Origin of the sequence: Herbaspirillum sp. (assembly GCF_017744395.1) — a bacterium.
Classification (GTDB): Bacteria; Pseudomonadota; Gammaproteobacteria; order Burkholderiales; family Burkholderiaceae_D; genus Herbaspirillum.
The window spans coordinates 437,450-454,022 of the sequence record NZ_JAGIBI010000002.1; the positions used below are offsets into that span (position 1 = coordinate 437,450).

General features: G+C 64.5%; 18 protein-coding genes. 13 read left to right on the forward strand and 5 right to left on the reverse strand.

Translation table 11 applies throughout. The features are described from left to right. Positions 1-56: 56 nt before the first annotated feature. Positions 57-1,157, reverse strand: coding sequence for a DUF3108 domain-containing protein (locus J7548_RS07855; protein WP_290972764.1), 1,101 nt, complete (start codon positions 1,155-1,157; stop codon positions 57-59). 212 nt (positions 1,158-1,369) lie between these two features. Here J7548_RS07855 and J7548_RS07860 point away from each other — a divergent pair, with 212 nt between their 5' ends. The 4 genes from J7548_RS07860 to rfaE2 all read left to right on the forward strand — a co-directional run bounded on the left by J7548_RS07860 (position 1,370) and on the right by rfaE2 (position 5,185). Beyond that, positions 1,370-2,605 carry a branched-chain amino acid ABC transporter substrate-binding protein gene (locus tag J7548_RS07860; protein WP_290973349.1) on the forward strand — a complete coding sequence of 412 codons (1,236 nt, stop codon included), beginning with the start codon at positions 1,370-1,372 and terminating at the stop codon, positions 2,603-2,605. 78 nt (positions 2,606-2,683) lie between these two features. Then, positions 2,684-3,571 carry a PhaM family polyhydroxyalkanoate granule multifunctional regulatory protein gene (locus tag J7548_RS07865; protein ID WP_290972767.1) on the forward strand — a complete coding sequence of 296 codons (888 nt, stop codon included), beginning with the start codon at positions 2,684-2,686 and terminating at the stop codon, positions 3,569-3,571. A 138-nt stretch (positions 3,572-3,709) separates the two neighbouring features. Then, positions 3,710-4,567, forward strand: coding sequence for a diiron oxygenase (locus J7548_RS07870; RefSeq protein WP_290972770.1), 858 nt, complete (start codon positions 3,710-3,712; stop codon positions 4,565-4,567). 135 nt (positions 4,568-4,702) lie between these two features. Beyond that, positions 4,703-5,185 carry a D-glycero-beta-D-manno-heptose 1-phosphate adenylyltransferase gene (gene rfaE2, locus J7548_RS07875; RefSeq protein WP_290972773.1) on the forward strand — a complete coding sequence of 161 codons (483 nt, stop codon included), beginning with the start codon at positions 4,703-4,705 and terminating at the stop codon, positions 5,183-5,185. Positions 5,186-5,267: 82 nt separating this feature from the next. Here rfaE2 and J7548_RS07880 read toward each other — a convergent pair whose 3' ends face one another. After that, entirely contained in the window at positions 5,268-5,774 is a 507-nt protein-coding gene (locus J7548_RS07880) for a copper chaperone PCu(A)C (protein WP_290972776.1), read from the reverse strand. A 91-nt stretch (positions 5,775-5,865) separates the two neighbouring features. Further along, entirely contained in the window at positions 5,866-6,102 is a 237-nt protein-coding gene (locus J7548_RS07885) for a hypothetical protein (protein WP_290972778.1), read from the reverse strand. Between J7548_RS07885 and J7548_RS07890 the strand changes: the two genes are divergently transcribed. From J7548_RS07890 to J7548_RS07910, 5 genes are all read left to right on the forward strand, one after another. Beyond that, positions 6,101-6,229 carry a hypothetical protein gene (locus J7548_RS07890; RefSeq protein WP_290972781.1) on the forward strand — a complete coding sequence of 43 codons (129 nt, stop codon included), beginning with the start codon at positions 6,101-6,103 and terminating at the stop codon, positions 6,227-6,229. The two genes, J7548_RS07885 and J7548_RS07890, sit on opposite strands and share 2 nt — an antisense overlap. A gap of 311 nt (positions 6,230-6,540) precedes the next feature. Beyond that, a complete protein-coding gene (locus J7548_RS07895; protein ID WP_290972783.1) occupies positions 6,541-7,521 on the forward strand; it encodes an ABC transporter substrate-binding protein in 981 nt (326 codons plus the stop codon). Between the two features lie 152 nt (positions 7,522-7,673). After that, complete coding sequence (locus J7548_RS07900; protein WP_290972785.1) at positions 7,674-8,663, forward strand: ABC transporter substrate-binding protein; 990 nt, start codon at positions 7,674-7,676, stop codon at positions 8,661-8,663. A gap of 121 nt (positions 8,664-8,784) precedes the next feature. Next, positions 8,785-9,678, forward strand: coding sequence for an ABC transporter permease (locus J7548_RS07905; protein ID WP_290972786.1), 894 nt, complete (start codon positions 8,785-8,787; stop codon positions 9,676-9,678). Between the two features lies 1 nt (position 9,679). After that, positions 9,680-10,474 carry an ABC transporter ATP-binding protein gene (locus tag J7548_RS07910; protein ID WP_290972789.1) on the forward strand — a complete coding sequence of 265 codons (795 nt, stop codon included), beginning with the start codon at positions 9,680-9,682 and terminating at the stop codon, positions 10,472-10,474. A 54-nt stretch (positions 10,475-10,528) separates the two neighbouring features. Here J7548_RS07910 and trmL read toward each other — a convergent pair whose 3' ends face one another. After that, positions 10,529-11,011 carry a tRNA (uridine(34)/cytosine(34)/5-carboxymethylaminomethyluridine(34)-2'-O)-methyltransferase TrmL gene (gene trmL / locus J7548_RS07915; RefSeq protein WP_290972792.1) on the reverse strand — a complete coding sequence of 161 codons (483 nt, stop codon included), beginning with the start codon at positions 11,009-11,011 and terminating at the stop codon, positions 10,529-10,531. A gap of 28 nt (positions 11,012-11,039) precedes the next feature. Next, entirely contained in the window at positions 11,040-11,885 is an 846-nt protein-coding gene (locus tag J7548_RS07920) for a ComF family protein (RefSeq protein ID WP_290972795.1), read from the reverse strand. A gap of 68 nt (positions 11,886-11,953) precedes the next feature. On the opposite strand from J7548_RS07920, the gene J7548_RS07925 reads away from it, so the two are divergent. The 4 genes from J7548_RS07925 (at position 11,954) to ctaD (ending at position 16,559) form a co-directional block, all read left to right on the forward strand. Beyond that, a complete protein-coding gene (locus J7548_RS07925) occupies positions 11,954-12,901 on the forward strand; it encodes a methyltransferase domain-containing protein (protein ID WP_290972798.1) in 948 nt (315 codons plus the stop codon). A 374-nt stretch (positions 12,902-13,275) separates the two neighbouring features. Continuing rightward, the gene (locus J7548_RS07930; protein ID WP_290972801.1) at positions 13,276-13,737 is read left to right on the forward strand and encodes a DUF2244 domain-containing protein; all 462 of its coding nucleotides are present in this window, start codon (positions 13,276-13,278) and stop codon (positions 13,735-13,737) included. 31 nt (positions 13,738-13,768) lie between these two features. Continuing rightward, the gene (gene coxB / locus J7548_RS07935) at positions 13,769-14,929 is read left to right on the forward strand and encodes a cytochrome c oxidase subunit II (protein WP_290972804.1); all 1,161 of its coding nucleotides are present in this window, start codon (positions 13,769-13,771) and stop codon (positions 14,927-14,929) included. A gap of 19 nt (positions 14,930-14,948) precedes the next feature. Then, positions 14,949-16,559 (forward strand): cytochrome c oxidase subunit I, encoded by a 1,611-nt coding sequence (ctaD, locus tag J7548_RS07940; protein WP_290972806.1) that lies wholly within the window; start codon positions 14,949-14,951, stop codon positions 16,557-16,559. The last annotated feature ends 14 nt before the right edge of the window (positions 16,560-16,573 follow it).

A 16,573-nucleotide genomic window follows, 5' to 3' on the forward strand; every position in this document is an offset into this window, starting at 1 on the left:
GGCGATTGGTTCGATTGTTTTCGATTTTGACAGGGCTTGCCGCAAAAGTTGCGGCCTTATTGTTTCAGTCTGTATAGCAGCATATCCAGGTAATCGCCGTTCTGGCGTGGATCGGTATAGCGCAGGCGCACCGGATACCAGTCGCGCAGCGGCGCCAGCCAGATGTCGATGCGCTGGTCGTAGGAACCGGGCTGGGGCATGCGCACCACGTGCCAGGCGCGCATTTCGCCGATGGGGAGCTTGAGGTCTTCCTCGCCCAGCACCTGGATGCGCCAGACTTCGCCATCGCGCACGCCGGCCACGAACAGGTCGATCACCGCGCCGGGCCGGTATTTGCCGGCATCGCCGCGGCCGATCGCGGCCAGTTGCCAGACCAGGCTGGCGCGGTCCTGTTCGCCGCCGTTGCGCGGATAGCTTTCGGTCGAGGCCGAGAAGCTGATGACGTTGCGCGCGCGGTTGAAGTGCGTATTGGTGGCGGATTTGCGCATGCGCTTTTCGGTGTACAGCTCGGGCGAGACGCCGAAGGCATCGATCTCGCCGCTGCTGGAGAAATCGAGGAAGGTGAAAAGGAAGTCCTCGGCCTTGCCATCCAGCCGGTAGGTCTTGCCGTCGGTTTTCCAGTCCAGCGTGCCGGAGCCGTGCACGGGCATCTGGTTGTAGGCGGCCTGGACGTCGTATTCCAGGCGCGCCGAGGGCGGCGGATCGGTGTCGTAGTGGGTGCCGGCGGCGGGCGGTTGCGCTTCCGCTTGCGCATTGCCGTCCTTGCCGCCCGCGGCGGTATTTTCGCTGCCGTCCACAGCGCCGGAAGGGGCTGCGACGGTTTCTGGCGAAGTTGGCGCGGCGACGGCGACTACCGTTTCCCTGATCGGCTCGTCGGGAGGTTCTATCGATGCCGGCGGCGCCTTGCGTGGGGCGGCTGTCTTCTTCGGCGGTGTGTTTTTTGGGGCAGGCGGCTTGGCCGCCGGCAGCGAGACTGGCTGTTGCGGCGGCGGCACCGGCCGCAGCACGACCGAGATGGCTTGCTGGCTGTCCGGCGCGGCGGATGCGATCAGGTGGCGCTTGCCCCAGTCCACCAGCAGCAGGTGCAGTGCGAGGGAAAGCGCCACCAGCGCCAGCACGCGCGGCCAGCGCCTGGGATGGCGGGAAACTTCTGTCATGGCGGCAAGTGTATCGGATCGGGCTGGCGTCGTCGTGGCGGCGCGGGTAATTCCGGAGGCAATTTCAAACAACGTACAATGCGGCTTCTTCAAGGGGGAGGGCGGTGCGCCGTGCGGGTGCGCCGCTTGTGCGCCCCGCGACTTTCCACAGGATACCGATGAAGAAAATGAAGCTCCATTCATTGCTCTGCGCCGCCGTTGCCGCGCTGGCCATGCATGCTGCGGCGCCGGCCGCCGCGCCTGCCGCGCCGATCCGCATCGGCATGATCGACGGCTTGTCAGGCCCCTTCGCCAATGCCGGCGAGGCGGTGGTGCGCAACATCAGCTACGCCATCGACCGCATCAATGCGCGCGGCGGCGTGGCCCTGCCGGACGGCCGGCATCCGCTGCAGCTGTCCACGTTCGACAACAAGCTGGGCGTGGAGGATTCGCTGGTGCAGTTCCGCCAATTGACCGACCAGCGCATCCCCTTCCTGATCGAAGGCAACAGTTCGGCGGTGGCGGCGGCGCTGGTCGATGCGGTCAACAAGCACAACCAGCGCGAGCCGGATAACCGGGTGCTGTTCCTGAATTATTCGGCAGTCGATCCGGCGCTGACCAACGAGAAATGCAGCTTCTGGCACTTCCGTTTCGACGCCAGCGCCGACATGCGCATGCAGGCGCTGACCGAAGCCATCAAGGCCGACGCCAAGACCAGGCGCGTCTACATCATCGGGCAGGACTACAGCTTCGGCCGCCAGGTGGCCAAGGCCGCGCGCGAGCAATTGGCGGCCAAGCGGCCCGACATCGCCATCGTCGGCGACGAGCTGCATCCGATCGGCAAGATCAAGGATTTCGCGCCGTACATCGCCAAGATGAAGAGCGCCGGCGCCGATGCGGTGATCACCGGCAACTGGGGCAACGACCTGACGCTGCTGGTGAAGGCGGCCAGGGATGCCGGCTTCAAGGCCAAGTTCTATACCTTCTATGCCAACAGCCTGGGCGCGCCCGCGGCCATCGGCGACGCCGGCGTGGGCACGGTGCGCGCGGTGGCCGAATGGCATCCGAACGCCGGCACCGGCGCGGCCGATTCGCCCAGCGACGCCTTCTACCAGGAGTTCCGCAAGCGCTATCCGCAAGCCAAGGACGACTACCTGTACCTGCGCATGCAGGTGATGGTCGAGATGCTGGCCAAGGCCATCGAGAAAGCCAAAAGCGCCGATCCCAAGGCGGTTGCATATGCGCTGGAAGGCGCGCATTATCAGAGCGCGTTCCATGATGCCACCATGCGCGCGGCCGACCATCAACTGATCCAGCCCTTGTACCTGATGCTGATGCAGCGCGCCGACAGCGGCGGCATCCGCTTCGACAACGAAGGCAGCGGCTACGGCTTCCGCACCGAGCGCTTCATTCCGGCTGAGCAGACCGTGCTGCCGACTTCGTGCAGGATGCAGCGTCCGCCGCGCTGAGGCGGCGCTGTCCGGAGGCGCAAGAATGGCGCGCCGGCTTGCGTTTTGATGGGGTTCCAATATCCACGGGAGTATTCAATGCTGAATCAGGAAAAGATGCCGGGCGCGGGCTCGGTGGCCGATACGATCGAATTCATGAAGCAGATGTGGAGCGGCATGGGGGCGCCTTCGATCGTGGCGCCTTCGCTGTCGGTCGAGGATATCAATAAGAAGATCGCTGACCTCAAGACCGTGGCCTCCTGGCTGGAGCTCAACCTCAACATGCTCAAGGCCACCATACAGACGATGGAAGTGCAGAGCGCGACCTTGTCGACGCTGCAGGCCATGAGCGCCATCATGGCCTCGCGCGAGGCCGAGCCGGCGCCCGCCGAAGAGAAGCCGGATGCGCCGGCGTTCCCGTTCGGCTTCCCGATGTGGCCGGGCAGCATGCCGGCCGCTGCCGCCGGGGAGGAGGCGCAGCCGGAACCGGCGCCCGCCGCGGCGGAGCATGAAGCGCAGCCGCAGTCCGGCGGACCGGAGCCGGTTGCCGGCGGGGCGGCGGCGCCGGATGGCGCGGCGCAGCCGGGGACGGGGGCCGATTTCCAGTCCGCCATGGTCAATCCCAACGCCTGGTGGAATGTGTTGCAGCAGCAGTTCACGCACGCCGTGGGCAATGCGATGGCTGGCGTACAGGCCGGGCAGGAGCCGTTGCTCAAGCCGATCAAGCCGTCCAAAGCCGGGAAACCCGCCAAGCGTAGCGAAAATAAGACAATGCGGCCGGCTCCCAAGCCGGCGCCCAAAGCCAAGCCCCGGCCCGCCGCCAAGGGAGTTGCCTCGGTGAAGGCGGCCAAAAAGCCGGAGGCGGGCGCGCCGGTAGCCAAGAAAGTGCCAAAAAATCAGGCAAATACGAGCACGTCGGCGAAGGCGGGTGTTGTACAATCCCGGCAAAACAAGAAGCCCGCCTCCCGCAAGCCACCTTTCCCCTGATCCGACCCGCTGCAGAACCCGGCACGCCATGCTCGGTTCGTGTTGCTTGTCATATTCCTGAAACGTGGGAGTTCTAGTATGGGATGGGGAAAAACTTTGTTAAAATCAAATACTTAACGTATATAGGCAAACACACAGATGCTGTACCCTGAATTGTTCAAATCGCTCGAGCAGGTCCGTTGGAACATGGATAAGGACATCCCCTGGGACAAGTTCGATGCTTCGTTGCTCACCGACGAGCAGGCCCAGACCATCCGCATGAATGCGATCACGGAATGGTCCGCGCTGCCGGCGACCGAAATGTTCCTGCGCGACAACCGCGGCGACAGCGATTTTTCGGCATTCATGTCGGTATGGTTCTTTGAGGAACAGAAGCACTCGCTGGTGCTGATGGAATACCTGCGCCGCTTCCGTCCGGACCTGGCGCCGACCGAGGAGGAGCTGCACAACGTGCGCTTCGAGTTCGATCCCGCGCCGCCGCTGGAAACCCTGATGATGCACTTCTGTGGCGAAATCCGCCTGAACCACTGGTACCGCTGCGCCGCCGACTGGCACACCGAGCCGGTCATCAAGCAGATCTACAAGATCATCAGCCAGGACGAAGCCCGCCACGGCGGCGCCTACCTGCGCTACATGAAGAAGGCCCTGAACGAAGTGGGCGACAAGGCCCGCGCGGCCTTCGCCAAGATCGGCGTGCTGATGGCCTCCGCCCGCCGCACCGAAAAGCCGCTGCACCCGACCAACCTGCACGTCAACCAGGCGCTGTTCCCCAACGACACGGTGCAAAGCCGCCTGCCCGACCCGGAATGGCTGGAGCGCTGGCTGGACAGCCAGATCAAGTTCGACACCGAATGGGAAAAGAAGGTGGTCGACCGCATCCTGCACAACATGTCGCTGCTGTTCGAGCGTACTTTCGAGACAGTGCAGGAACTCAACCGCTACCGCAAGGAAGTCGCCCAGCGCCTGATGCCGGGCGAGGCTGTCGCCACTGCCTGAGTAGCGGGCGGTTATCGCGCAGTACACGGAGGCCCCCACGGGGCCGTCCGCAGGCAGTAAAATCGAAAGCCGCACATCGTTGCGGCTTTTTTTCATTCCCGCCGGCCATTTGCCGCCGGCACAACACGATCCAAGATGGCCGATTTCGAAGACAAGGTATGTACCCGCGCCCAGCTCAAGGAGCGCATTTCCCGATTGCCCAAGCCGGTGGTGCTGACCAACGGCGTATTCGACATCCTGCACCGAGGCCATGTGACCTATCTGGCGCAGGCGCGCGCGCAGGGTGCTTCGCTGGTGGTGGCGGCCAATACCGACGCCTCGGTCAAGCGCCTGGGCAAGGGCGACGACCGGCCGATCAATACCTGTGACGACCGCATGGCTGTGCTGGCCGCGTTGGAGTCGGTATCGCTGGTGGTGCCGTTCGACGAGGACACGGCACTGGAAGTGGTGCAGGAAGCGCAGCCGGAAATCTACGTCAAGGGCGGCGACTACGATATGCACGCCATCCCCGAAGGCCGTGCCGTGGCGGCATATGGCGGCCAGGTGCTGGCGATCGCCTTCGAACACGACCGTTCGACCACCAAGCTGCTGGCCAAGGTACGCAAGCTGGCGGGCTGATATTGCGCATCAGGAACGACAAGGCCGGCAGGAGCTTGCGCTCGCTGCCGGCCTTGTCGTTTCTGCCCGATGCCAGCGGGGATCAGTGGTGCATGTGGCCCTTCATGTCATCCTTGCCCGATGCCGCCGCCGGGTCTTCCACGTGGAGCATGACATCCACTTTGCCGGCCTTTTCGAAGGTCAGGGTCAGCGGCACCTTGTCGCCCGCCTTGAGCGGCTGGGACAAGCCCATCAGCATGATGTGGTAGCCGTTGCCCGGTTGCATGGCGATCTTTTGGCCGGGCTGGATTGCCAGGCCGCCGTCGACTTCGCGCATTTTCATCAGGTTGCCTTCCATCGCCATCGTGTGGATTTCGGTCGTTTTGGCGACCGGCGACGACAGGGCGACCAGCTTGTCCGGCGTCGTTCCCTTGTTTTCCAGGCTCAGGTAGGCGCCGCCGGCCGGCTGGCCGGGAACGGTGGCGCGCGCGTAGGGATGGCCGATTTCGAGTTGGCCCAGCTTGTAGCCGTGCGCCTGCGACAGCGGTGCGACGGCGAACAGGGCGATGGCCGCGGCGATGCCGGCGGCGCGTTGGAAAAATTGCTTCATACGGTGATCCTTTGGGTGTGTTGGCGCCGGAGCGCGCGGGCGGATGCCGCGCCATTCCATCCGGCCGGTGTTTGTCGTGCTGCGGAGATGATCAGGCCGCGGGCGGCGCCCGGGCGCGGGGCGAACCCGGCGCGAGACTGGGGGATGCGCTGGTCCGGGATGCCCGCGCTACCGGGTAGCTGATGCCGGGCGCGGCGGCTGCGGCCAAGCCGGCCGCCGGCAGCGGATAAGGCGGCTGGCTGCCGCAGCATAGCTGGCAATGGGCCGCCGCATGCGCCGGCGCGCCGCCGGAATTGCCGGCGCCGCCGGCCACGCTGCAGATTGCCATGGCGGGGGAATCTTGCGGCGCCCGCGCGAAGGCGGACGGCAACCAGGGCCCGGCCGCCATGGCCGCGGCCAGCCCCAGGCAAAGCAAGGCGCGCCGCCAGAACGGCATGCCGGCACGCCTGTTGTAGCGGCGTGCGACAGGGCGATGCGAGGTTGGCGGGAGGCGGGACATGATGGCCGATTATAGCAACTGGCCGCCGCCAGCCGCTGCGGCGCGGATGAGCGGCCTGGATGCGAGCAATGATCGATGATGCCGAGGCGAGGCGGTCCGTGTCGCTCTGCGGGCGGCGCTTTAACGCGAGATCCGCCGTCAGGCCGATGCGGCGGCCCGGCGGCAATGGCGCTGTGCAAATTGATTGTTGAGATGCGCTAGGCTAGACTTACCGTCTTTTCCAGTATTCCAGATAATTTCAACAAACAATTTCCCAAGGGAGACCTCATGTCCTACAACACCAAATTGACGCTGCGCGCCCTGGTCGGCGCATTGTCCCTGGCCGCGGTTTGCGCGGCGCCCGCCATGGCGGCCGACAAGGCCGTTTCGGTGACCGCCATCGTCGAGCACCCGGCACTGGACGCGGTCCGCGACGGCGTCAAGGATGAGTTGAAGGATGAAGGCTTCGAAGCCGGCAAGAACCTGAAGTGGGAATACCAGAGCGCCCAGGGCAACACCGGCACCGCCGCCCAGATCGCCCGCAAGTTCGTCGGCGACAAGCCGGACGCCATCGTCGCCATCGCCACGCCGTCGGCCCAGGCGCTGGTGGCCGCCACCAAGACCATTCCCGTGATCTATTCCGGCGTGACCGATCCGGTCGCCGCGCAGCTGGTCAAGGACTGGAAGGCCTCTGGCACCAACGTCACCGGCGTGTCCGATGTGCTGGAACTGGACAAGCAGGTCGACCTGATCAAGCGCGTGGTGCCCAAGGCCAAGCGCGTGGGCATGGTCTACAACCCGGGCGAAGCCAACTCGGCCGTGGTGGTCAAGGCCCTGAAGGAACTGCTGGCCAAGTCCGGCATGACCCTGGTCGAAGCCGCGGCGCCGCGTTCGGTTGACGTCGGTACCGCCGCCAAGAGCCTGATCGGCAAGGTCGACGTGATCTACACCAACACCGACAACAACGTGGTCTCGGCCTACGAATCGCTGGTCAAGGTCGGCAACGATGCCAAGATCCCGCTGGTGGCCTCCGACACCGACAGCGTCAAGCGCGGCGCCATCGCCGCCCTGGGCGTGAACTACTATGACCTGGGCCGCCAGACCGGCAAGGTGGTGGCGCGCATCCTGAAGGGCGAAAAGCCGGGCGACATCGCGTCGGCTACCAGCAGCAAGCTGGAATTGTTCGTCAATACCGCCGCCGCGCAAAAGCAGGGCGTGACCCTGGCGCCGGAACTGGTGAGCTCGGCCAAGACCGTCATCAAGCAATAAGTTAAAGTAGCGCCTGACGAAGCAGACCGATCCCGCTATTGAGCGGGATCGTTTTATCCGGTGCCGCAAGCCGGCATCGGCGTGTCGTTATCGTCATCTATGACATATATGAATAAGGGGCCGGGCACAGGGTTGCCCAGGCGCCGACCACAATGAAAGAGGAGAGGACTGTGTTTGCATTGACCAAATCGTTGCGCGCCATCGTCGGCGCACTGGCCATCGGCGCCGTTTGCGCCTCCGCGCTGGCTGCGGAGAAGGTGGTTGCCGTGACTTCCTATGTCGAACACCCGGCGCTGGATGCCGTGCGCGACGGTACCAAGGATGAACTGATCGCCGAAGGCTTCGAACCCGGCAAGAACCTGAAGTGGGATTTCCAGAGCGCGCAAGGCAATGCCGGCACCGCAGGCCAGATCGCCAAGAAGTTCGTGGGCGACAATCCCGATGTGATCGTGGCCATCGCCACCCCGTCGGCGCAGCCCATCGTGGCCGCCACCAAGACCATCCCCGTCGTCTACTCGGCCATCGCCGACCCGATGGCGGCCCAGTTGGTCAAGGACTGGAAGCCGTCCGGCACCAACGTGACCGGCCTGTCGCATATGCTCGATCCGGTCAGGCAAGTCGAGGTCATCAAGCGCGTGGTGCCCAACGCCAAGCGCGTCGGGATCGTTTACAATCCGGGCGAAGCCAATTCCGTCTCGGCCCTGAACAACATCAAGGGCGAGCTGCAGAAGGCCGGCATCACTCTGGTCGAAGCCGCCGCGCCGCGCTCGGTTGACGTGGCCCCGGCCGCCAAGAGCCTGGTCGGCAAGATCGACGTGATGTACACCACCACCGACAACAACGTGGTCTCGGTCTTCGAATCGCTGGCCAAGGTCTGCAACGATGCCAAGATCCCGCTGATCGCCTCCGACACCGGCAGCGTCAAGCGCGGCGCGGTGGCGGCGCTGGGCGTGAACTTCTACGACCTGGGGCGCCAGACCGGCAAGGTGGTGGTGCGTATCCTGAAGGGCGAGAAGCCGGGCGATATCGCTTCGTCGACCAGCAAGAACCTTGAGCTTTACGTCAATACCTCGGCAGCGCAAAAGCAGGGTGTGACCTTGTCGCCGGACTTCGTGAAGTCGGCGGCCAAAGTCCTGAACTGATCCGCTCTGCCTGGCAACGCGAAGCGCCGCGCCATCCCTGCAGCGCTTCGCGGAACGCAGAAGACATTCGGCATTTGCGTACCGCGCAATGCCGAATGTGTTTTTTTAAGAAAGACCTTTTATGTCGCTGTATACGCTGTTGGGCGCACTGGAAATCGGCCTGATTTTCAGCCTCGTGGCCCTCGGAGTGCTGATTTCCTTCCGCATTCTCACCTTCCCCGACCTGACCGTCGACGGCAGTTTTCCGCTGGGCGGCGCTGTCGCCGCCACCATGATCGCGGCAGGCTATAACCCGTTCCTGGCGACCGGCGTCGCCATCCTGGCCGGCGCGCTGGCCGGCTTCACCACCGCCTGGCTGAACGTGCGGCTCAAGATCATGGACCTGCTGGCCAGTATCCTGATGATGATCGCGCTGTACTCGATCAACCTGCGCGTGATGGGCAAGCCCAACGTGCCGCTGATCTCCGAGCCGACCATCTTCACCATCCTGCAGCCCGACTGGATTCCCGACTATGTCGGCCGTCCGCTGATCCTGCTGGTGGTGGTGATCGTCGCCAAGCTGCTGCTGGACTGGTTCTTCTCCTCCGAAATCGGCCTGGCCATGCGCGCCACCGGCGCCAACGCCCGCATGGCGCGCGCCCAGGGCATCGCCACCGGCACCGCCACGCTGGCCGGCATGGCCCTGGCCAACGCCCTGGTGGCGCTGGCCGGCGCATTGTTCGCGCAGACCCAGGGCGGTTCCGACATTTCGATGGGCATCGGCACCATCGTGATCGGCCTGGCGGCCGTGATCATCGGCGAGAACATCCTGCCGGCGCGCCGTCTGGTATTGACCACGCTGGCGGTGATTTTGGGCGCCATCCTGTACCGCTTCTTCATCGCGCTGGCCCTGAACAGCGACTTCATCGGCCTGCAGGCGCAGGACCTGAACCTGGTGACCGCGGTGCTGGTGATGCTGGCGCTGGTGTTGCCGATGGGCAAGCGCAAGTTGAAACTGTTGAAGAAGGGAGCCTGAGATGTTGAAAGCAAGCGATCTCAAGATCACCTTCAATCCCGGCACGCCGATCGAGAATCCGGCGCTGCGCGGCCTGTCGCTGGAAATCCCGACCGGCCAGTTCGTGGCCGTGATCGGCTCCAACGGCGCCGGCAAGTCGACCTTCCTGAACGCCATCTCGGGCGACCTGCTGATGGATTCGGGCAAGATCGAAATCGACGGCACCGACGTTACCCGCAAGCAGGCGTGGGATCGCGCCGGCATGGTGGCGCGCGTGTTCCAGGACCCGATGGCGGGCACCTGCGAGGCGCTCACCATCGAGGAAAACATGGCGCTGGCGATGGCGCGCGGCCGCCGCCGCGGCTTCCACTTCGCCATCCGCGGCAAGATGCGCGAGCTGTTCCGCGAGAAGCTGGCGATCCTGAACCTGGGCCTGGAAAACCGCCTGGCCGACCGTATCGGTTTGCTGTCGGGCGGCCAGCGCCAGGCGGTCAGCCTGCTGATGGCGTCGCTGCAGCCTTCGCGCATCCTGCTGCTGGATGAGCACACCGCCGCGCTCGATCCCAAGACCGCCGCCTTCGTGCTGGAACTGACCGCCAAGATCGTGGCCGAGAGCAAGCTGACCACGATGATGGTCACGCACAGCATGCGCCAGGCGCTGGACTACGGCGACCGCACCGTGATGCTGCACCAGGGCAAGGTGGTGCTGGACGTGTCGGGCAAGGAACGCGCCGGGCTGGATGTGCCGGACCTGCTCAAGATGTTCGAGCAGACGCGCGGCGAGAAACTGTCGGACGATGCGCTGCTGCTCGGCTGAGTATGGCGTGCTGATAAAAAAACGGCTCCCGCGGGAGCCGTTTTTTATTGTGCCTCAGCTTCCGCCGGCATAGCCGTTCTGCCGCCAGGCCTCGTACACCACCACCGCCACGGTATTGGAGAGGTTGAGGCTGCGGTTGTCCGGCCGCATCGGCAGGCGGATGCGCTGCGCGGCGGGGAAGGACTCGCGCAGCGCCGGCGCCAGTCCGCGCGTTTCCGAACCGAACACGAACGTGTCGCCCGGGCGGAAGGCGAGGCCGGCGAAGGGCGTCGAGCCATGGGTGGTCATGGCGAACATGCGCGCCGGGTCGAATTGCGGATCGGCGCGGCGGCGTTCCAGGAAGGTCTCCCAGTCCGGATGCACCTGCATGGTCGCGTAGTCGTGGTAGTCGAGCCCGGCGCGCCGCATCTTGGCGTCGTCCAGGGGGAAGCCGAGCGGTTCGACCAGATGCAGTTGCGCGCCGGTGTTGGCGCACAGGCGGATGATGTTGCCGGTATTGGGAGGGATCTCCGGCTCGACCAGTACGACGTGGAACAAACAAATCTCCTGAAAATGCGGCGCCGGGTCAGCCCGGCAGGGTACGCGCGAAAACCAGGTTGGTCACGCGCTTGGCGCCGAAGCGCTTGAGGGTGATGGCCAGCTCGTTGAGGGTGTCGCCGGTGGTCATGACGTCGTCGACGATGCCCACATGGCGGCCGCGCACATGGTCCATGGCGTCGTAAGGCACGGCGAAGGCCTTGCGGATGTTGCGGGCGCGCGCCGCCAGCGGCAGGCCGGACTGCGCCTGGGTTTCCTTCACGCGCTCCAGCAGGTGCGGATGGAGCGGGAGATCGAGCAGCCTGGACAGCGGCTTGGCGATTTCCAGCGCCTGGTTGAAGCCGCGCTCCCGCAGGCGGAGGCGGCCCAGCGGGACGGCTGCCAGCATGGTCGGCAACGGTAGCGGGGCATCGCTGCCCGGCAGCGGGTCGCGCAGCGCGGCATTGCGGATCAGTTCGGCCAGCAGCGGCGCCAGCCGCAGGTCGCCGCCGAACTTCAGGGCCAGCACCAGTTGGTCGGATGGCGCGAAATAATCGGTGGCGACGATGGTGGCGTCGAACGCGGGCCGGTTCTTGAGGCAGGCGCCGCAGCGCGTCTCCTTTCCTGTCGCCGGAATCGGCAGCGCGCACTGGACGCAGCGGCGGTGCTGGCGCGTGAAGAAGCGCCGCCGGCAAGGCGCGCACAGCGTCTCGCGCCCGGCATCGCCGCACAGGGCGCAGGACGAGGGCAACAGGTGCGGCAGGTGCGACAGGCGGGCCAGCAAGCGTTGCATCCAGCCGGGCTGTTGCGGCCTGGACGGCAGCGCGCGCAGGTTGGCGGCGGCGGTCTTGGGCGCGGCGGGCGCATTGCTGGGTTGGCGGGGTTTGACGTCCATGGGGTGGCGCCCGGGGAAAATGGATTTCGACTAAACTACGGCCATTATCTCACCTGTTTCACGATTCGATGTCCCTCAGTCCGCCTTCCGCCAGCGCCAAACTCAGCGCGCCTATCGATCTGCCTCTGGTGCGCCGTACCTTCGGCCGGCCGCAGCGGGTGGCCGAATCCGATTTCCTGCGGCGCGAGGTGTCCGCCCGCATGCAGGAACGCCTGGCGCTGGTGAAGATCTCCCCCAATCAGGTGCTGGATGCCGGCTGCGGCGAAGGCGCCGACCTGCCGATGCTGCAAAAGCGCTATCCCGACGCCCAGGTGGTGGGGCTGGACGGCGCCTACGGCATGCTGGCCGTGGCGGCCGAGCACCAGCGCGGCGCCCAGTCGGCGCTCAACCGCCTGTTCGGCTCCATCAACAAATGGCTGGGCGCTTCCGGCGGCCGTGGCAATGCTCCCGAGCTGGCCTGTGCCGACTTCGCCCAACTGCCGCTGGGCCAGCGTTCGCTCGACCTGGTCTGGTCCAACCTGGCGCTGCACTGGCACCCGCAGCCCGACCGCGTGTTCGCCGAGTGGCGCCGGGTGCTGCGGGTGGAAGGCTTGCTGATGTTTTCCTGCTTCGGTCCGGATACCCTGCGCGAAGTGCGCAGCGCCTTCGAAAGCATCGACCTGGCGCCGCATACCCTGCCGTTCGTGGACATGCACGATTTCGGCGACATGCTGGTCAATGCCGGCTTTTCCACGCCGGTGATGGACATGGAAACGATTACCGTGACCTACGAGACGCCGCAGCGCCTGCTGGAAGACGTGCGCGCCTGGGGCGGCAATCCGCTGGAAACACGCCGCCGCGGGCTGCTTTCGCGCGCCCAGCGGCAGCGCTTGCTGGCCGCGTTCGAGGCGATGCGCAACCGCGACGGCAAGATACCGCTGACCTTCGAGGTTGTGTACGGCCATGCCTTCCGGCCGGTGCCGAAACAGACCTCATCGGGCGAAAGCATCATCCGCTTCGATTTGCCGAGGAAATAGTGGCGGCGGCATATATGGGTTAGTCGCCAAAGTCCATCTGGATTTGGCTGTCGTTGTTGTATCGTTACGCCCTGCTAAATCGGGCGCCGGCTCCGCAAACCAGGCTGCAGGCGGGGAAGCGGGCGGTGGTCTAAGGCCGGGGGCGTCCGGTCGAAGTGTTGAGAGGCATGGGATGGCGTTTGCTTGATCACCGGCGGCGTTACCCCTTATACTCAAACGGTTAAAAAATAAATAAAGAGCCGCAGTGAGGGCGGCAGCAGCGCCACAACGCGTCCGGGGGCGGCAGCAATCCCGTCGATGCAGTGCGCCGGCAGGCCTTCCAGCGGCTCGATTGAGAGACACGCTCGACCGACTATCATGCTGGCGAGGTGCTTATGGAGACGCGGGAATGGGTATTGAAGCGCAATTGTTCGATTGCGCCGCGCCAGCTGGCGTGGGTGTTCGCAATACTCTGTGCCGCATCGCTGACGGTCGCGTTGGCATTCACCGTCCATGGCGCCTGGACTATCCTGATTTTTTCTGTCATTGAGCTGGCGGCGGTCGGCATCGCCTTCCTGGCGTACGCCCGCCATGCAACTGATCGCGAGTATGTGGCCTTGTCGGACGATTGCCTGGTCGTCGAGTTGACGCGGGCTGGCAAGGCAAGCCGTACCAAGCTGGACCTGCGCCGTGCGCGCATCGATTTTCCTGTGGCTCGCCAGTCGCTGGTGGGGCTGGAAGGTCCCGGCATGCGGGTGGAGGTAGGCCGTTTTATGAGCGAATGGAAACGATGCGAGTTCGCGCGCGAGCTGGAACGCGAACTGTCCGCAAGGACCGGTATGTTGGCGAAATTCTAATTCTTATAATTTTGGGCTTTTGAGGAAATCCATGAAATATGCGAAGCGCCTTCAATCGTTGACCCTCGGTGCATCGCTGCTGGCGGCGGGAATCCCGTCCTGGGCAGTGGTGGACAGTCCAGGGGGACCCGCAGTAAGGCAGATGAACTTCCAGCCGCCCGTCACCAAGATCGCCGAACAAATCTACGACCTGCACATCCTGATGCTGATCATCTGCCTGGTGATCTTCGTGGCGGTGTTCGGCGTGATGTTCTATTCCATCCTCAAGCACCGCAAGTCGCTCGGCCACAAGGCCGCGACCTTCCACGAAAGCACGGCGGTCGAGATCGCCTGGACCGTGGTGCCGTTCCTGATCGTGATCGGCATGGCGCTGCCTGCCACCAAGACCGTGGTGTCGATGAAGGATACTTCCAACGCCGACCTCACCATCAAGGTCACCGGCATGCAGTGGAAGTGGGGCTACGACTACCTCAAGGGCGAAGGCGAAGGCATTTCCTTCCTCTCCAACCTGGCCACGCCGCGCGAGCAGGTCACCAACGCCGCGCTGACCAAGAACGACAACTACCTGCTGGAAGTCGACAATCCGGTCGTGGTGCCGGTCAACAAGAAGGTGCGCATTGTCACCACCGCCAATGACGTGATCCACTCGTGGACCATCCCGGCGTTCGGCGTCAAGCAGGATGCGATCCCCGGCTTCGTGCGCGACACCTGGTTCCGCGCCGAGAAGATCGGCACCTACCGCGGCCAGTGCGTCGAGTTGTGCGGCAAGGACCATGCCTTCATGCCCATCGTGGTGAACGTGGTCAGCGAGGCCGACTACAAGAAATGGGTCGATGAAAAGAAGAAGGAAATGGCGGCCAAGGCCGACGATCCGAACAAGACCTGGACCGTCGACGAGCTCAAGCAGCGCGGCGAGAAAGTCTATAACGCCAATTGCGCCGTCTGCCACCAGCCTACCGGCAAGGGCGTGCCCGGCGCCTTCCCGGCGCTGGATGGCGATCCGGTGGTCAACGGCCCCAAGGCGGAACAGATCCACGTGGTGTTGAACGGCAAGAACGCCATGCCGGCCTGGAAGACCGTCTTGAACGATACCGAAATCGCCGCGGTGATCACCTATACACGCAACAGCTGGTCCAACAAGGCGCAGGAAAACATCGTGCAGCCTGCCGAAGTGCTGGCCGGCCGCAAGTAATCGATTGGAGAACAGGAATATGACCACTACCGTTGATCACGCGCCTGATCACCACGATCACGCGCACGGCCACGACCACTCGCATGACCATCCGCACGGCTGGCGCCGCTGGCTGTTCGCCACCAACCACAAGGACATCGGCACGCTCTACCTGTGGTTCTCGTTCACCATGCTGCTCTCGGGCGGCTTGCTGGCGCTGCTGATCCGCGCCGAGCTGTTCCAGCCGGGCCTGCAGTTCTTCCGTCCCGAGTTCTTCAACCAGCTGACCACCATGCACGGCCTGGTGATGGTGTTCGGCGCCATCATGCCGGCCTTCGTCGGCTTTGCCAACTGGATGATCCCGCTGCAGATCGGGGCCTCCGACATGGCGTTCGCGCGCATGAACAACTTCTCGTTCTGGCTGCTGCCGCCGGCCGCGATCCTGCTGGCGACCTCGTTCCTGGTGCCGGGCGGCGCGACCGCCGCCGGCTGGACGCTGTATGCGCCGCTGTCGACCCAGATGGGCCCGGGCATGGACATGGCGATCTTCGCCGTGCACATCATGGGCGCTTCCTCGATCATGGGCTCGATCAATATCATCGTCACCATCCTCAACATGCGCGCGCCCGGCATGACGCTGATGAAGATGCCGATGTTCTGCTGGACCTGGCTGATCACCGCCTACCTGCTGATCGCCGTGATGCCGGTGCTGGCCGGCGCCATCACCATGACGCTGACCGACCGCCACTTCGGCACCTCGTTCTTCAACGCCGCCGGCGGCGGCGACCCGGTGATGTACCAGCACATTTTCTGGTTCTTCGGCCACCCCGAGGTCTACATCATGATCCTGCCGGCGTTCGGCATCGTCTCGCAGATCATCCCGGCCTTCGCGCGCAAGCCGCTGTTCGGCTACGCCTCGATGGTGTATGCGACCGCCTCGATCGCGATCCTGTCCTTCATCGTCTGGGCGCACCACATGTTCACCACCGGCATGCCGGTGACCGCGCAGTTGTTCTTCATGTACGCCACCATGCTGATCGCGGTGCCGACCGGCGTGAAGATCTTCAACTGGGTCGCCACCATGTGGCGCGGTTCGATGACCTTCGAAACCCCGATGCTGTTCTCGGTCGGCTTCATCTTCGTGTTCACCATGGGCGGCTTCACCGGCCTGATCCTGGCGGTCACCCCGATCGACATCCAGATGCAGGACACCTACTACGTGGTGGCGCACTTCCACTACGTGCTGGTGGCCGGCTCGCTGTTCGCGCTGTTCGCCGGCTACTACTACTGGGGCCCGAAGTGGACCGGCTTCATGTACAACGAGGTGCGCGGCAAGATCCACTTCTGGGCTTCGCTGATCACCTTCAACATCACCTTCTTCCCGATGCACTTCCTCGGGCTGGCAGGCATGCCGCGCCGCTATGCGGACTACCCGGCGCAGTTCACCGACTTCAACATGGTCGCTTCGATCGGCGCCCTCGGTTTCGGCCTGAGCCAGGTGTACTTCCTGTTCTGGGTGGTGATCCCCTCGATCAAGGGCGGCAAGCAGGCCGAGGCCAAGCCGTGGGAAGGCGCCGAGGGCCTGGAATGGACCGTGCCCAGCCCGGCGCCGTTCCACACCTTCGAAGAGCCGCCTGTCTTCAAATGGTGAACCGGGCCCGCGTG

Bases quoted from the DNA above. Each gene is read 5' to 3' on its own strand.
- rfaE2 (WP_290972773.1), top strand. From the start codon at position 4,703: ATGGCCGATTTCGAAGACAAGGTATGTACCCGCGCCCAGCTCAAGGAG.
- J7548_RS07880 (WP_290972776.1), bottom strand. From the start codon at position 5,774: ATGAAGCAATTTTTCCAACGCGCCGCCGGCATCGCCGCGGCCATCGCC.
- J7548_RS07870 (WP_290972770.1), top strand. From the start codon at position 3,710: ATGCTGTACCCTGAATTGTTCAAATCGCTCGAGCAGGTCCGTTGGAAC.
- J7548_RS07865 (WP_290972767.1), top strand. From the start codon at position 2,684: ATGCTGAATCAGGAAAAGATGCCGGGCGCGGGCTCGGTGGCCGATACG.
- J7548_RS07900 (WP_290972785.1), top strand. From the start codon at position 7,674: ATGAAAGAGGAGAGGACTGTGTTTGCATTGACCAAATCGTTGCGCGCC.
- J7548_RS07905 (WP_290972786.1), top strand. From the start codon at position 8,785: ATGTCGCTGTATACGCTGTTGGGCGCACTGGAAATCGGCCTGATTTTC.
- ctaD (WP_290972806.1), top strand. From the start codon at position 14,949: ATGACCACTACCGTTGATCACGCGCCTGATCACCACGATCACGCGCAC.
- coxB (WP_290972804.1), top strand. From the start codon at position 13,769: ATGAAATATGCGAAGCGCCTTCAATCGTTGACCCTCGGTGCATCGCTG.
- J7548_RS07890 (WP_290972781.1), top strand. From the start codon at position 6,101: ATGGCGGGGGAATCTTGCGGCGCCCGCGCGAAGGCGGACGGCAACCAG.
- J7548_RS07920 (WP_290972795.1), bottom strand. From the start codon at position 11,885: ATGGACGTCAAACCCCGCCAACCCAGCAATGCGCCCGCCGCGCCCAAG.
- J7548_RS07925 (WP_290972798.1), top strand. From the start codon at position 11,954: ATGTCCCTCAGTCCGCCTTCCGCCAGCGCCAAACTCAGCGCGCCTATC.
- J7548_RS07860 (WP_290973349.1), top strand. From the start codon at position 1,370: ATGCATGCTGCGGCGCCGGCCGCCGCGCCTGCCGCGCCGATCCGCATC.
- J7548_RS07930 (WP_290972801.1), top strand. From the start codon at position 13,276: ATGGAGACGCGGGAATGGGTATTGAAGCGCAATTGTTCGATTGCGCCG.
- J7548_RS07895 (WP_290972783.1), top strand. From the start codon at position 6,541: ATGTCCTACAACACCAAATTGACGCTGCGCGCCCTGGTCGGCGCATTG.
- J7548_RS07910 (WP_290972789.1), top strand. From the start codon at position 9,680: ATGTTGAAAGCAAGCGATCTCAAGATCACCTTCAATCCCGGCACGCCG.
- J7548_RS07885 (WP_290972778.1), bottom strand. From the start codon at position 6,102: ATGGCAATCTGCAGCGTGGCCGGCGGCGCCGGCAATTCCGGCGGCGCG.
- J7548_RS07855 (WP_290972764.1), bottom strand. From the start codon at position 1,157: ATGACAGAAGTTTCCCGCCATCCCAGGCGCTGGCCGCGCGTGCTGGCG.